This is a genomic window from Acinetobacter lactucae (assembly GCF_001605885.1).
Classification (GTDB): Bacteria; Pseudomonadota; Gammaproteobacteria; order Pseudomonadales; family Moraxellaceae; genus Acinetobacter; species Acinetobacter lactucae.
Genome location: NZ_LRPE01000016.1, coordinates 59,086 through 74,101, shown reverse-complemented (window position 1 = coordinate 74,101; position 15,016 = coordinate 59,086). Strand labels below are relative to the sequence as shown.

Genomic DNA, 15,016 nt, shown 5'->3' with positions numbered 1-15,016 from the left:
TGAGTGGGGGTGTTTTTTATTGCAGAAAGAAAAATAAAATAGAGAACTATAGAACAGGAGGGTAATTAATTAAACAAAATTAAAAGAGAGCGAGTTCCTCCTAATTAACTTCTTATAACAAGATTTCATGTCTGACTTCTATGTGAACTATCTTTGATAGAATTAATTTAATAAGATTATTTTTATAATTGGAAAAACCTCTTTTTTCTTCTACAAATTTTAGTTGGATATGTATGACAAATGGAGACTATATGTTATAAATATTGAATAGGCATGATTTTTGCTTGTTTTATGGAAACTAAAATATATGAAATTATCTGTTGGATTGAAAGTTGCGAATTCTCTATCGTTAACACCTCAATTGCAGCAGGCGATTCGTTTATTGCAACTCTCTAGTTTAGAGCTTGAACAAGAAATTCAGATTCAATTAGATAGTAATCCTTTACTTGAAAAAATAGAAGAAGAGTCGTTAACGGAAAGTCTGTCTACATTAGAAAGTAAAGAATCAGATGATTTAACAACTGAACTAAATGCAGATCATTTACCTGATGATTTGCCCGTCGATACTGAGTGGGATGACGTTTATACACATCAGTCAACGGCTTTAGCTACTCCAGAATTTGAAGAACGAGAGGATAATCGCCAAGTTCAATTATCTTTAAAGGAACATATTTTAGAACAAGTTAATCTTTTGCATTTTTCTAAAATAGATCAATTAATTGCTTATTGTATTGTTGATGCATTAGATGACAAAGGTTTCTTAGATGCTGAAATAGAAGAAATAATTTTAGCAGCACAACAGTTGTTGAATGAAATGGATATTGAAGAAGAGATTGAAGAGGATGAAGTTTTAGTTGTTTTAAAATATATTCAACGACTTGATCCATTAGGAATTGGTTCGCGTAATTTAGCAGAATGTTTAAAAGTGCAGCTCGAATTTTTACCGAAAGATGTTGAATATTTAAGCGAGGCAAAAAGCTTATTGCAGTATTACGAACTTTTAATAGCAAATGACTTAAATAAATTGCTTAAACAAACAGGTCTAACGAAAGAACAATTAAAGTTTGCAATCAATCTTTTAAAAACGTTGAAACCTTATCCAGGTATGGATTTTGATAAGCAAGAATCAGACTATCAAATTCCCGATGTAGTTGTTTCAAAAAAAGATTTACATTGGCAGGTTCAGCTAAACCCAGATGTGCTTCCTAAATTAAGAATTAATTCTTTTTATTCTAGTATGATTCGTAGAGCAGATCAGAGCGAAGATAATTTATATTTACGTAATCAGATGCTTGAGGCGAAAAATTTTATCAAAAGCATTGATGAAAGGCATAAAACGTTATTAAAAGTAGCTTCATGTATTGTGGAACATCAAAAAGCCTTTTTGGAAATAGGGCCTGAAGCAATGAAACCGCTAGTTCTTCGGGATGTGGCGGAAGAGGTCGAATTGCATGAATCTACAGTTTCTCGTGTAACTACAAATAAATATATGCTTACTCCACGTGGACTTTTTGAGTTGAAATATTTTTTCTCTAGTCATGTGGGAACAACTGCGGGGGGAGAGGCTTCTTCTACAGCGATTCGTGCAATGATTAAGAAACTAGTCGCCAATGAAAATCCACGTAAACCCTTGTCAGATAATGTAATTGCTACATTATTAAAAGATGAAGGAATTGAAGTGGCTCGAAGAACGGTCGCAAAATATCGAGAATCGTTACATATTCCTTCATCGTCTGAAAGAAAAGTCTTGATCTGAAATTTGAAGTGTGGCTATTCTAGAGATTCATTATGACGAAATAATGAAATTTCATTTTCACCAAGAGAGTAACTAAAATGGTTTAATTGTCCCAATTTTTCTTTTTGATCGCATTAAATCGTTTTAGTTCTTCTTTAGATAACCTAAAAAAGGTGAGGGATAGAATTATGCAAATAACGATTCGTGGACATCATTTAGCAATTACACCAGCTATAGAAGAAAATATTAAATCAAAATTTAATCAGTTAACGAAACATCTAGATCAGGTGAATAGTATGCAGATTAAATTAACAAAAGATCATCAAATTGATAAGCGCTCTCATAAAGGTAGTTCAAACCATGTTGCAGAGGCTATTGTAAGATTGCCGGGAATTGAGTTGTTTGCTCAGGCAGCTGCTGATGACATGTATACTTCAATTAAAAAACTGACTGAAAAATTAAAAAAACAATTATTAAAATATCGGAAAATGCAGTGTACTTATTCACAAGTTGCTGTTTCTATTCAATAAGTTTTTTATAATTAAGAGGGGCTTGAAACATAGCCTCTTTTTTATTGATAAAATATAAACACGTACTGAATTCTTTGAAAAAGTTATAGTAAAATACTTCGTTTTACACCTTAGGTTGTGTCAGAGGTCTTTGCAATGAATAGTGAACAGCTCACTCAAATTTTAAAAGAAGCTTTCCCTGAAGCGGAAGTAGCGGTGAGCGGACAGGCCGGAAAATTTGACCTCCGTATTGTGGATGATCAATTTGACGGTAAGCGTACTGTTGCTCGTCAACAATTAGTTTATGCACCATTAAATACTTATATTGCAAGTGGCGAAGTTCACGCAGTAACAATTCGTGCAATGACCAAAGATGAATGGCGTAAAGCAAGCCTTTTCGGAGCTTAAATATTAATGGATAAATTTTTAATTACGGGTGGTGTTAAGCTCGACGGGGAAGTGCGCATTTCTGGTGCTAAAAATGCGGCTTTACCATTACTTGCTGCAACTATTCTTGCAGACTCTCCAATTACGATCACTAATGTTCCAAATCTTAAAGATGTAAATACTTTGGTCAAATTGATTGGTGGATTAGGGGTTACAATCGGCTATGAAAATGACACAGTAAAAGCTGATACCTCTACTTTAGATAATCAGTTTGCTCCTTATGAATTAGTAAAAACAATGCGCGCCTCAATTTTGGTTTTAGGACCATTATTAGCGCGTTACGGTAATGCGAAAGTTTCTTTACCAGGTGGTTGTGCAATTGGATCACGTCCAGTTGATCAGCATTTAAAAGCTTTAGAAGCTTTAGGTGCGCATATTGAAGTTGAAAATGGTTATGTCCATGCTTCAGTTGAAGGTCGTTTAAAAGGTGGTGAAGTTGTTTTCGATATGGTTACCGTTGGTGGTACTGAAAACATCTTGATGGCTGCTGCACTGGCTGATGGTGTTACGACTATTCGTAATGCAGCTCGTGAGCCTGAGATTACTGACCTTGCTCAAATGCTCATTAAAATGGGTGCTAAGATTGAAGGTCTTGATACCGATACTTTAGTTGTAACTGGTGTAGAAAGTTTGCATGGCTGTGAATATGCTGTGGTAGCTGACCGTATCGAAACGGGCTCTTATTTGGCAGCAGCTGCGATTACGGGCGGTCGTGTCAAAACTACACATACTGACCCTGCATTGCTTGAATCTGTTTTGGATAAGTTTGAAGAAATGGGTGCTGAAGTCACTCGTGGTGATGACTGGATCGAACTTGATATGTTGGGCAAGCGCCCTAAAGCAGTAAGTTTTAGAACTTTGCCACATCCGGAGTTTCCAACAGATATGCAAGCTCAGCTTATGGCTGTAAATGCTATTGGTCGTGGATTTGCAACGATTTCTGAAACGATTTTTGAAAATCGTTTTATGCATGTTCCTGAACTGTCACGCATGGGTGCTAATATTCAGGTTGAAGGTCACGATGCTGTCGTAACTGGTGTAGAAACTTTACAGGCAGCACCTGTAATGGCAACAGATTTACGTGCTTCGTTCTCTCTAGTTTTGGCTGCTTTAGTTGCAGAGGGAGATACCTTAATTGATCGTATCTACCATATTGACCGTGGTTATGAGCATGTCGAAGAGAAACTTCAAGGTTTAGGTGCCAAAATTAAGCGAGTAAGTTAATGAATGATGTAAGAAACGATGATCCTAATTTTGACGTGATGGGCAATTTTGATCATGGTTTGACCTTGGCACTCAGTAAAGGGCGTATTTTAAAAGAGACGTTACCTTTACTAGCTACAGCGGGTATTAATTTGCTCGAAGATCCGGAAAAGTCCCGTAAACTGATTTTTCCTACTACGCATAAGCAAGTACGTATTTTGATTTTACGTGCATCTGATGTGCCTACTTATGTAGAAAATGGTGCAGCAGACCTAGGTGTAGCAGGTAAAGATGTGTTGATGGAACATGGTGCTCAGCATGTATATGAGTTACTTGACCTGAAAATCGCTAAATGTAAATTAATGACTGCTGGTAAAGTGGGAATGGAGCGTCCAAAAGGACGTTTAAAAATTGCCACGAAATATGTCAATCTTACACGTCAGTATTATGCAAGCTTAGGTGAGCAAGTTGATGTAATTAAACTCTATGGTTCTATGGAGTTAGCGCCTTTGGTTGGGTTAGGTGATTACATTGTGGATGTGGTTGATACTGGTAATACGCTAAGAGCGAATGGTCTTGAACCATTAGAGGAGATTTGCAAAGTCTCTTCACGTTTAATTGTAAATAAAGCTAGTTTTAAACGTAAGCAAGCTCTATTAAACCCAATCATTTCACAGCTTGAGCAAGCCGTTCAATCACGTTAAAAGCAATTTCCCATCACGCTTTTGTGATAGTTGCTTCAGATGATGCCCACAAGCGCTTAGAAAAAGAGTAAACTTGGTTTTTCTTTTTTCGCCTTGTGGGTAAATTGATGCGACGTTTATCGACTCAAGATCAGAACTTCAAACAGGTTTTTGCTGAGCTTTTAGCATTTGAAACCGTAAATGATCTTAATTTAGTGCAAACAGTAGATCAAATTATTGCTGATGTTCGTCAGCATGGTGATGATCATGTTTTAAAGCTCACTCAACAGTTCGATCGACATCCAGCGCATCAATTCTCAGATTTAGAATTATCTCAACAACAACTTAAAACTGCTTTTGATAATTTAAATCCAGAAATTCGCGATGCTCTTCAGTTAGCAGCAACTCGTATTCGTACATTTCATGAAGCTCAGAAACAAGATAGCTGGACTTATATAGATGATTTGGGCAATACCTTAGGGCAAAAAGTGACACCTCTAGACCGTGTAGGTATTTATGTACCCGGCGGTTTAGCATCTTATCCATCTTCAGTTTTAATGAATGCTGTGCCAGCCCACGTTGCCGGTGTACCTGAAATTATCATGGTTGTTCCAGCATCTAATGGTGAACTGAATCCATTGGTCCTTGCCGCAGCTTATCTTGCTGGGGTTAGTCGAGTATTCACCATTGGTGGGGCGCAGGCTGTAGCAGCTCTTGCTTATGGTACTCAAACTATTCCCCCTGTAGATAAGATTACTGGTCCTGGGAATCGTTTTGTAGCAGCTGCTAAACGTGCTGTGTTTGGTCAGGTCGGGATTGATATGATTGCTGGACCTTCTGAAATTTTAGTATATGCAGAAGGCGAGAATAATGCAGATTGGTTAGCTATGGATGTTTTATCTCAAGCTGAACATGACACAGTTGCTCAAGCTATTTTTATTACTCCAGATGAAGCTTTGCTTAATGCAGTCGAGTTGGCAATTGAAAAGCATTTAAATGAATTGCCAAAGGCAGATATTGCTCGAACTTCAATTGAAAACCGTGGTGCTTTGGTATTAGTCAAAGACCGTGCAGAAGCAATTGAATTAATTAATCAGGTTGCACCAGAGCATTTAGAACTTTGCTTAGATGATGCTGAAGCCATGAGCGAACATATTCGTCATGCTGGAGCAATTTTCATGGGACGTTATACACCTGAAGCAATTGGTGACTATTGTGCAGGTCCAAACCATGTATTGCCAACTTCTGGAACAGCCCGTTTTTCTTCTCCTTTAGGCGTTTATGATTTCCAAAAGCGTTCGAGCTTGATTATGTGTTCGAAAGATGGGGTTAAAACGTTAGCTAAAACAGCAGATATATTGGCTGTACAAGAGAACTTAGATGCCCATGCACGCTCAGCTCGCTATCGTTATCAATAAGCTTATAAACCTTGTAGTGTTTTAATTATTACTCAGGGCTGATTTTCAGCCCTTTTTTGAGATAAGACCATGACTTTATCTACAGCACAAATGCGCTTTTGGAGTCCAGAAGTTCGTGAATTAGAGCCTTATGTTCCGGGTGAGCAGCCTAAAATTCAGAATTTATTGAAACTCAATACCAATGAAAATCCATATCCGCCATCGCCCAAAGTAGTTGAAGCAGTTCAAGCTGTTTTAACTCAGCAAGCTGATGCATTGCGTTTATATCCAGACCCAGATGCAACAGCTTTAAAGCAAGCAATTGCTAAACAACAGAATATTGAGGTGTCTCAAGTTTTCGTTGGTAATGGCTCAGATGAAGTGCTTGCTCATATTTTTAAAGCATTTTTCCTTCAAGATGAACCGATTCTTTATCCTGATATCACTTATAGCTTTTATCCAGTTTATAGTCAGTTTTTTGGTACAAAGACTAAAGAAGTTCCACTCAATGATAATTTTGAGATAGAAGCTAAGGACTATGTACAACCAAATGGTGGGGTTATTATTACAAACCCTAATGCTCCAACAAGTATTGCACTAGGCTTAGCAGAAATCGAACAAATTTTAAAAGCAAATCCAGATCGGGTGGTGGTGATTGATGAGGCTTATGTTGATTTTGGTGCAGAATCAACTGTGAGTTTAGTAAATCGCTATGAGAACCTGGTTGTGTGCCAAACAACTTCAAAATCTCGCTCTCTTGCGGGTTTACGCGTTGGCTTCGCGATTGCTCAGTCTCATTTAATTGCTGCACTTGAAGCTGTCAAAAATAGTTTTAACTCATATCCTATTGATCGTTTTGCAATTGCAGCAGCGGTAGCCTCTTTTGAAGATCAAACTTATTTTGAAGAACAATGTCAAAAAGTTATTTCTAGTCGTGAAAAATTAGTCGATAACTTAACTGCTTTGGGCTTTAAAGTTTTACCTTCTAAAGCAAACTTTATTTTTACTTCACATCCATCGCATGATGCAGGTCAGCTTGCACAGCAATTACGTGGGCAGGGCATTATTGTGCGCTATTTCAATAAGCCTCGTATTAATCAATTCTTGCGAATTACTGTAGGAACTGATGAGCAAAATGAGCGTTTAATACAGACATTAAAAGAAGATATTCTCTAAATTTTACTCTGCTGTGCTGTTCATCAAGTTCAGCATAGCAGAGACTTTATCAAGACTTTCTTGATATTCTGCTTCAGCATTTGATGCAATTGTGATACCTCCACCAGCCCATAAAGAAAGCTGATTTTGATATTGTTGAAAACTACGGATAAGAATATTCCAGCGGCCAGTTCCATCAAAATTGAAGTAACCTAACGTCCCGCAATATGCACCTCTTGCTGATTCTTCTAACTCTTCAATGATTTGCATTGCCCGAATTTTGGGAGCTCCTGTGATTGAACCTCCTGGTAAGGCAGAGAGCAGCATTTGCATGGGATTAATATCATCTTTAAGCGTAGCGACAATCTCACTGACCATATGATGAACTTGATTAAAACTCTCAATCTCGAATAATTTTGTTGTTTTTACAGATCCTGTATTGGCATAAATGCTCAAATCATTACGTAATAAATCGACAATCATTACGTTTTCTGCTTGGTCTTTTTGAGAGTTTTTTAAGGTTTGTTTAGAAATAAAATCTTTTTCTATATTTTCATAGCGAGGCATTGTGCCTTTAATTGGTCTAGTTTTAATTTGTTTATTTTGATTGAATTCGATGAAAAGCTCGGGCGAGCAACTTAATAATTCAAAATTATCTAATTTTAAATAACCTGCATATGGAGCATTTGTAAGTTGCCATAGGTCTTTAGCTTTATTTAATAAGGATCCTGAAAATTTAGCTTTAAACTCTTGGGTTAAATTAATTTGATAGCAATCCCCAGCCTTAATATATTCTTGTATTTTATAGAAAGCATCGAAATATTGTTTTTTAGACCATCTTGGTTGAATGGTGGTTTTTAAATTAAATGTATTTTTAGAATGACTATAAGTAGAATTCTTTATTTTATTTTCAATATATGAGAATAGATCAAGTGCATTTGATTCATCACTAAAAAAATACCAGTCATTATCTATATATTTTAAGAAAGATCGATATTGACCTAGGAATAGAGAAGGTTGTATATGATTTTGTCCATTAATAAATTGATGTGCACTGAAATCGTAACTAATAAAGCCAATATATCCACCTGTAAAACTTGTTGTTGTTTGAACATCTTTATTTAAATTTTTTTCTTTAAATTGAATAAAATCCAATAATTGACTTGATTTTAAGGTTTTTTTATATTCATTAATGTTTTGATGTTGAAATTCTAAATAAATTTCATTTTGAATGATAATATAATCTTGTGGAAGAAATCCAATAGTTGGGTTGTTGTTGTCATTTAAATAAATAAGCCCAGTTAAACCATCTAAATTTTTTAAAATATCGGCAGCATTTTTACTATATAAAGAGATTTTTTTCTTTAAATGAGACATTTTTTAAATAAAAGAGTGTTTAATGAGAGAGTGGTTAGTTTACTATAAGTTGTACTTCATCAGGAGAAAGTCTTTTAAGTACTAAACTTTTTGCTGATAAAATGAACGAAATTTTAACTGAGAATTTATTGTTTTTAGCAAGGTTTGTGTAGAAAAACTTGAGTGTACCGTTTGTCGGGTAGTTGGCAAAAAATGCACAACACTAGTTGAACAAAAATTAACGTAGATGTAATTTAGTAATTGCTAAGCAAAACTACTCAAGGATTGGAAGTTTCGGTTGCCATATAAAGAAAAATGCAACTTGAGACAATAGAGTGGTTAAGTCAAAAAATAAATGCTCTTGGGAGAGTGCTCAATGAAAATGTTTACTAAACTTGCTTTAGTTTCTTCTTTAGCTATCAGCGCAAATGCAATGGCAATGCAGTCAATGGACGATGCTGCGCTTAGTGCTGCTACAGGTCAAGATGGTATTAATATCGGTATCGCTTTAGGTGCTGGCGGTATTTCTATCGATAAAGTATTTATTCATGATAACGATGGTTTAGACCCTGCTACAGGTATTACAGGTGCTGCAGCAACTGCGGGTGCGATTGTAGTAAGCGGAGTAGGGGTTACACAAGTAGATCCAACAACAAACTTGTTAGACCTTAAAATTGATAGCGTTGGTGCTTCGGGTACAAACGGCGCGTTTTTAAACGTTGCTGCAAATGTAGGCGCTGTTAATGTAAGTGTTGGTTCTATTGGTGTGGGTACTTCTGGTACTTTAAATACAACTACTGCTGTACGTGGTATTACTGAAACTGCTCCAACTGAAATTATCTCTGGTTTAGATTTGTCTCTAGGCGCAATTTCAGCGAATGTACAATTAGGTTCTACTCCACAAGGAGCAATGATTAAAGTAAATTCAAGCTTACAGGGTGGTTTAACTTTATCTAATTTTGGTATTAAAGATGCTGCAGGTGGTGGTGAAATCTTCTTAGATAAAGTTATGGTTCGCGGCGCTGGTAATACGACTGGTGATTTAGATGTTGATGCTAACATTTCAGTTGTACCAACAGGCTTAAAAATTCAAAATAATAGTGCACAAGGCATGAATGTTTATGTACAGGGTGTACATTTAGGTGCCGCTGCTAATGCTTCAATTGGTGATGTTGAAATCCAAGGTTTAAATGTAGGAACTTCTACAATTACAATCTCAGGTCACTAATTTAAAATTTTTAATTAAAAAAGCGCGTTTAATACGCGCTTTTTTATTTATTAATTCAGTCAATTTTGTTCTATAAAGTATATTTCTAATCGATAAAAATAAGCTATTAAATTAAAAATCGATTTAAATTAATCACACAAGTCTCTCTATTTTTATAAAACTAAACGTTCATCAAAAAAAATTAAAAAAAGGCTGTTTTTTTCAAAAAAAAAAGGTATCTTCAACACACAGGGATGTAGAGCTTTTGCTCTAAGAATAAAATGAATAAGGCCGGTTAGGCCACCATTTAGAACAAGTGCTTATGTTAGAGATTGCTTTGGGCTCAGCATTGATATATTACTTTGCGACAGAAGCCTTCGAAATAGAAAAAAAGCCACCGGGAACTGTCTATTATACAGAAACCGCCGATTCACGTAATTTGTCTTTTCGCCGTAATCATATTGAACCAGTTCAAATTAAGCCAGCTGTAGAAGACCAGTTTCGAGGCATCGTTCGACAAGCTTATGACTATAGCTGTGGTTCAGCTGCTCTTACTACACTTCTAAATGGTTACGTAGGGACTAGTTTGACTGAACAGCAGACGATGAGTGGTTTGCTACAGTATGGCGAATATCAACGTATTATTGAACGTCGAAGCTTTTCACTACTTGATATGAAGCGCTTTGTAACCGCAATTGGTTTAGAGAGTGGGGGGTATCGTGGAGAATTTTCTGATTTAGTTAATCTTGGGCAACCTGCAATTGTTCCAATTTCTTATGCTGGTTTTAAACATTTTGTCGTATATAAAGCTTATAAAGATGGACGAGTCTATGTTGCTGATCCTGCATTAGGGAATATCAGCTTTGATGAAAATCGTTTTAAAGAGGTTTGGGATAATAATACATTATTTGTTGTTTCTGTTCCTGAATCTCAACGTAAAGACCTATTGGCCTTAAAAGACTCAGATATGCGTCATGTGGAAGATGCAACTGTTAACCGTTATGCCTTTGTGGATGTGCAATATCCAACATTCAATTATGACCGTTTAGCAAATAAAGCATCAACCATGCGCCGGGTATTGGATAAAGACCCAAATTCTGCAACCTATAATCAGCCAATTGAAACGTATATGCGTCTTTACTATAAGCGTAAATAATCAAATATGAATTGAGTAAAATAAATACATTAGGTGGGAAGAAATATGAATAATCGATGGATGAAGATGAGTGTGTTGGCATTAAGTATGAGTGCTATTACAGGCACACTTTATGCAAATGACCAAGTCGCACAAACTGAAGCTGAAGCACAAAACACCACTGTTGTTTCTGATACGAGTACAGGATCGGTAGTAACATCAGCAACAGATTCAGTTCAAGAAGTGAGTACGCCCCCAACCGCAGATGTTGTCACTACTGAACCTGCGCCTGTTGTACCCGAAAATACTGGAGCTAATCAAGCTGCGACTGCCTTACAGAAAAAAGAAGGTGATGCGACTCAAGAAACAAATTTACAAGAAGTATTTACTTCAAATGAGCGCCAATATTCATTGATTAAAAGAGGCGTATTTTCAGCCTATTACGATCTCGATTACACCTATTATCGTGATACTCGAATTGATTTAGCTTTAGCTGATGATTCATCTCAACTCAACCGTTTACGTATTGAGGAAGATGCGAACCATACTTTGACGAATAGTTTTACTGTTCAATATGGTGTATTGGACAACTTAACATTATCTGCAACAGTTCCGTTCGTTGCTAAGTCTGAAATTGTTCGAGATACAACTGCAGCTGGTTTAGGTGATATTTCTTTAGGGGCGCGCTGGGAACCTTTCCCATTAAAGCAAGGTCGTCTGCCATTAGTGTTGTTCGGTAACCTATCAACAAAAACTGGGGATAGCCCTTACGAAATTGGTTTAGATGAGCTTTCAACTGGTAAGGGTTATTACTCTGTTGGAGTGGGAGCAAGTACCCGTAAATATATTGATCCAGTGGTTTTATTTGCCTCGGCATCTGCCAATTATGGATTTAAAGAAACGGGTTTAAATCAGGCACGTGGTGGTGGGGCTAATGGTCCTCGTTATCTAGAGAGTTTTGATCCCGGTATTAGTGGTGGTTTCTCTTTCGGTTTTGCTTACTCATTTAACTATGACGTTTCATTAACAATGTCATATCAACAAAGCTTTAACATGGATGCTGAGTTTCAGTTTAAGAATGGTGAATCCTATCAGTCACCAGACCAAAGTAGTGCGATGTTGTCGTTTGCTTTAGGTGTACGTGTTTCACCTGAAACGATTGTTAATGGCACAGTGGGTATTGGTTTAACCGAAGATGCACCAGATGTTTCGCTTGGTCTGTCTTTCCCGCTAGATTTTATAGGCTTTGGCAAAAAAACAAAATAAGGAGATATGCAGGTGAGATATCCTAAATTATGTCCTTTAACGGCGGCAATTGTGATCTCCGGTTTTTCTAGCTTTGCCAATGCTCAATTAGGACAAAACCTAGCTGTTGATATTCGTTCACTATCAATGGGGAATGCTGTAACTGCAGATCCACCTGGTATTAGTGCAGTTCACTTTAACCCTGCGGCTTTAGCAAAAATTGATGGGTTACAGACAGATGTGCAAGGAATTTTAGCGAATTTTGATATTCAACGTGAGTTCTCTGCACCTCCTGGTTATAACGTTTTTGGCTACTCAGATGACCCTCTTGTTTGTAATGATGGCCCAGAAGTTACAGCTAATATTTGTACTGATTTTAAAGGCCCTGTGCGTGGTGATGTTGAATACGCCAGCTTATATGTGCCGATTCTAAAAAAAATGGTTGATTTAGGGGAGGGGTATCCACTCGCTGCTCCTACCGCAGGGATTGCCTATAAACCACCAGGTTCAAAGTTGACCTATGCTACTGCAATTTATGCACCTTTAATTGCAGGTTTTGGCGCTGAAAATGGTAACGCTGGAAACTTTATGGGGCAGCAGGTGGCTGTTGAGCGGATTACTTATTTGTCTCCATCTTTTGGTTATCAAGTAAATGACCATTTGTCGATCGGTGCGTCTGTGGGTATGTCTTATAACGCTCTTGCTATGAAAACCGATTTGCGATTTCCCAATGATATGATTGGGGTGTTGCGTATGGTTGATGACGTAGTATGTGGGCCTTTTAAAGATAATAACGATATGATTACTAATCTATTGTTATTTGGCTTATGTAATACTCAAGAAGGGATGGACCCTTTTAAGAAAATGGGATCACTTCAAGTTTCTATGGAGCAGTCTTTAAGCCCAAGCTATAACTTGGGATTAATGTGGGAACCAACGGACGATTTTGGCTTTGGGATGGTTTACCAAAGTGCAGCTAAAATGCGTATGAAAGGGAAATACCTAATTAATAATGCTAAGGCTCCTCAAGAACTAATTAAAGGCTTAAACTCATCAGCTACAGGTCAGGTTTTGGCGGCTATTCTCGGTTTACCAGGAAGTGTCCCAAACTCTGAGTCTGGACTAGCCGCAATGGATCTTGAATATCCAGCACATTTCCAAGCAGGGATTAAATATAAAATATTCCCTGATTTGCAAGTTAATTTTGATGTGGGTTGGACTGACTATTCTGCTTGGGATAAGTTCAAATTTGAATTTGATCGGCAGATTACCTTACTCAAAGTCGCTAAACTTTTATCAAATGATGTTACAGATTCTTCACTAGGTTTACCTTTAAAGTTTACCTCGCCATGGAGTTGGGGGATTGGTTTAGAATATTCGGCAACAGATCGTTTGAAGTTACGGGCTGGTTATGAGCCGCGTGCTAGTGCTATTCCAAATGATAAACGTAATACCATGATTCCAATTAATAATGCGCAGTTATTTGGTTTAGGTATTGGATATCGATTTGATGCAGATACAGATCTGGATCTTTCAGTTGGATTCTTACGTAGTCGCGATAATATTCCAGCAGGGACTAGTACCTTATCTAATAAAACAGGAGTTGATAATATCCTGTTAAACCCTTATGCCGGTTTGGATGTTAAAACCAATACCAAAGTTACAGTACTCGGGTTAAATTATAGAACAAAATGGTAAAATTAAATTGCGAATGGATGTCTCGACCTAGGTTTGCTATTGCGATTTTTTTTGTTGCAATAGCAACTAACTCTGCTGTTTATGCGGATGGTTTCTATACGATTATTGGTCCCGATGGCCGTCCAATGATTGTTCCGAGTAAAAGGGTTGAACGAAATGTTAATCCGTCTAAGGTAGTAACAAATCCAGAGATAAAGGCGACTCGTCCAGAACAGCAGGTATTGCCAGAAACGTCTTTAAAATCAAAAGAATTGCCTAAAGTAATTACAAAATCGTCTAATACTGCACCAACTGCACCAACTGCACCAACTGCACCAACTGCACCAGTGCTAATGACAGAAAAATCTAATGACTCAAAACTGGGAAAAATAAGTAAAGAAAAGGCAGAAGTTAGTGATCAAAAATCTACTTTAGAAACTAGTAAAGAAAAATCAGTAATGACGGATTCTGCTTCCCAACAAAGGAATGAAGAAAAAGTAAAGTCAAATCCAGATTCATCTTTGTCTAAGCAAGGTGTGACTTCATCAGCGACCACATCCAAAAAGGATGAGACGAAGTACACTACTATTGATGGTGTGGAATACGTCAATAATGAATATTTAGAAAATCAAGAATTTAATCTAGAAGGTAAAAAGCGTTTTTATATTATGCCTGATGGGTTAGGCCGAACTGAATCTATTGAGCGCAAAAAAGGTGTTAGTCAGTCTATCCTCGATAATGTATTAAACCGATCACGAGAAGATCAAATTTCCCCTGTTGTATTGGCACCTACATATTTACGACTTTCACAACAAGAATTGGCAAATACTTTTGAAAATGATTTGTGTTTTATTAAAGGTTATAACAAATCAATTAAAAAATTGAGCCAGAATAAAGAAGTTGGGTTATGGCCCAGAAAACCTCTTAAAGAAAAGTTTGAATACGAAGTCGTAAAATTAGATTCTTCTATCAAGAATATACAAGTGGCTTCCTATGCTACAACTCATGATAAGCCTGTATATTATTGGCCACTGGCTGTTTTCTTGGATGAAAAGGGCTGTGTTTTAGAAGGTGCTAGTGGTTTTAAAAGTAAGTCGTATCCTGCGACGATTTTGCAACATGCATCGATTTTAGGTGTTTTACAAGTGCCAGAACGTACGCACTATATTATGTTAACGCCTTTATCTTCGGCCGTGGATATGCCGGATCAAGAACTATCTAATCAGGGACAAATTAAAATTTCAGTATTACGTTAAAAATAAATAGG

13 protein-coding genes are annotated in these 15,016 nt (G+C 36.9%); 12 read left to right on the top strand and 1 reads right to left on the bottom strand.

The window, feature by feature from the left end; genetic code table 11:
• Positions 1–307 precede the first annotated feature (307 nt).
• From AWW73_RS08835 to hisC, 7 genes are all read left to right on the top strand, one after another.
• Positions 308–1,756 carry an RNA polymerase factor sigma-54 gene (locus AWW73_RS08835; protein ID WP_025470551.1) on the top strand — a complete coding sequence of 483 codons (1,449 nt, stop codon included), beginning with the start codon at positions 308–310 and terminating at the stop codon, positions 1,754–1,756.
• A 167-nt stretch (positions 1,757–1,923) separates the two neighbouring features.
• Entirely contained in the window at positions 1,924–2,265 is a 342-nt protein-coding gene (hpf, locus tag AWW73_RS08830; protein WP_016144386.1) for a ribosome hibernation-promoting factor, HPF/YfiA family, read from the top strand.
• Between the two features lie 135 nt (positions 2,266–2,400).
• The gene (gene ibaG, locus AWW73_RS08825; RefSeq protein WP_002115399.1) at positions 2,401–2,652 is read left to right on the top strand and encodes a BolA family iron metabolism protein IbaG; all 252 of its coding nucleotides are present in this window, start codon (positions 2,401–2,403) and stop codon (positions 2,650–2,652) included.
• Between the two features lie 6 nt (positions 2,653–2,658).
• Positions 2,659–3,915: a UDP-N-acetylglucosamine 1-carboxyvinyltransferase gene (gene murA / locus AWW73_RS08820; RefSeq protein WP_002115380.1), complete on the top strand. Its 1,257-nt coding sequence runs from the start codon at positions 2,659–2,661 to the stop codon at positions 3,913–3,915.
• Positions 3,915–4,598, top strand: coding sequence for an ATP phosphoribosyltransferase (gene hisG, locus AWW73_RS08815; RefSeq protein WP_016144387.1), 684 nt, complete (start codon positions 3,915–3,917; stop codon positions 4,596–4,598). Before murA ends, hisG begins: the two co-directional genes overlap by 1 nt.
• A gap of 107 nt (positions 4,599–4,705) precedes the next feature.
• Complete coding sequence (hisD, locus tag AWW73_RS08810; RefSeq protein ID WP_062849436.1) at positions 4,706–5,995, top strand: histidinol dehydrogenase; 1,290 nt, start codon at positions 4,706–4,708, stop codon at positions 5,993–5,995.
• 69 nt (positions 5,996–6,064) lie between these two features.
• Complete coding sequence (gene hisC, locus AWW73_RS08805) at positions 6,065–7,150, top strand: histidinol-phosphate transaminase (protein WP_062849435.1); 1,086 nt, start codon at positions 6,065–6,067, stop codon at positions 7,148–7,150.
• A 3-nt stretch (positions 7,151–7,153) separates the two neighbouring features.
• On the opposite strand, the gene AWW73_RS08800 is transcribed toward hisC, so the two are convergent.
• Positions 7,154–8,506 (bottom strand): anthranilate synthase component I family protein, encoded by a 1,353-nt coding sequence (locus tag AWW73_RS08800; RefSeq protein WP_062849434.1) that lies wholly within the window; start codon positions 8,504–8,506, stop codon positions 7,154–7,156.
• 355 nt (positions 8,507–8,861) lie between these two features.
• Between AWW73_RS08800 and filA the strand changes: the two genes are divergently transcribed.
• The 5 genes from filA to filE all read left to right on the top strand — a co-directional run bounded on the left by filA (position 8,862) and on the right by filE (position 15,005).
• Positions 8,862–9,713, top strand: coding sequence for a putative pilus system protein FilA (gene filA / locus AWW73_RS08795; RefSeq protein ID WP_062849433.1), 852 nt, complete (start codon positions 8,862–8,864; stop codon positions 9,711–9,713).
• Between the two features lie 301 nt (positions 9,714–10,014).
• On the top strand, positions 10,015–10,848 hold the full coding sequence (gene filB / locus AWW73_RS08790) for a putative pilus system C39 family peptidase FilB (protein ID WP_032004351.1): 834 nt from the start codon (positions 10,015–10,017) through the stop codon (positions 10,846–10,848).
• 45 nt (positions 10,849–10,893) lie between these two features.
• Positions 10,894–12,093: a putative pilus system protein FilC gene (filC, locus tag AWW73_RS08785; protein WP_200043925.1), complete on the top strand. Its 1,200-nt coding sequence runs from the start codon at positions 10,894–10,896 to the stop codon at positions 12,091–12,093.
• A 12-nt stretch (positions 12,094–12,105) separates the two neighbouring features.
• On the top strand, positions 12,106–13,770 hold the full coding sequence (gene filD, locus AWW73_RS08780; RefSeq protein WP_062849438.1) for a putative pilus system OmpP1/FadL family transporter FilD: 1,665 nt from the start codon (positions 12,106–12,108) through the stop codon (positions 13,768–13,770).
• Positions 13,771–13,787: 17 nt separating this feature from the next.
• Positions 13,788–15,005: a putative pilus assembly protein FilE gene (filE, locus tag AWW73_RS18935; RefSeq protein ID WP_155860460.1), complete on the top strand. Its 1,218-nt coding sequence runs from the start codon at positions 13,788–13,790 to the stop codon at positions 15,003–15,005.
• Positions 15,006–15,016 lie beyond the last annotated feature (11 nt).

Excerpts from the sequence above, each read along its gene's own strand:
- filA (WP_062849433.1), top strand. The coding sequence starts at position 8,862 with ATGAAAATGTTTACTAAACTTGCTTTAGTTTCTTCTTTAGCTATCAGC.
- hpf (WP_016144386.1), top strand. The coding sequence starts at position 1,924 with ATGCAAATAACGATTCGTGGACATCATTTAGCAATTACACCAGCTATA.
- murA (WP_002115380.1), top strand. The coding sequence starts at position 2,659 with ATGGATAAATTTTTAATTACGGGTGGTGTTAAGCTCGACGGGGAAGTG.
- filE (WP_155860460.1), top strand. The coding sequence starts at position 13,788 with ATGTCTCGACCTAGGTTTGCTATTGCGATTTTTTTTGTTGCAATAGCA.
- ibaG (WP_002115399.1), top strand. The coding sequence starts at position 2,401 with ATGAATAGTGAACAGCTCACTCAAATTTTAAAAGAAGCTTTCCCTGAA.
- filB (WP_032004351.1), top strand. The coding sequence starts at position 10,015 with ATGTTAGAGATTGCTTTGGGCTCAGCATTGATATATTACTTTGCGACA.
- AWW73_RS08800 (WP_062849434.1), bottom strand. The coding sequence starts at position 8,506 with ATGTCTCATTTAAAGAAAAAAATCTCTTTATATAGTAAAAATGCTGCC.
- hisC (WP_062849435.1), top strand. The coding sequence starts at position 6,065 with ATGACTTTATCTACAGCACAAATGCGCTTTTGGAGTCCAGAAGTTCGT.
- hisG (WP_016144387.1), top strand. The coding sequence starts at position 3,915 with ATGAATGATGTAAGAAACGATGATCCTAATTTTGACGTGATGGGCAAT.
- AWW73_RS08835 (WP_025470551.1), top strand. The coding sequence starts at position 308 with ATGAAATTATCTGTTGGATTGAAAGTTGCGAATTCTCTATCGTTAACA.
- hisD (WP_062849436.1), top strand. The coding sequence starts at position 4,706 with ATGCGACGTTTATCGACTCAAGATCAGAACTTCAAACAGGTTTTTGCT.
- filC (WP_200043925.1), top strand. The coding sequence starts at position 10,894 with ATGAATAATCGATGGATGAAGATGAGTGTGTTGGCATTAAGTATGAGT.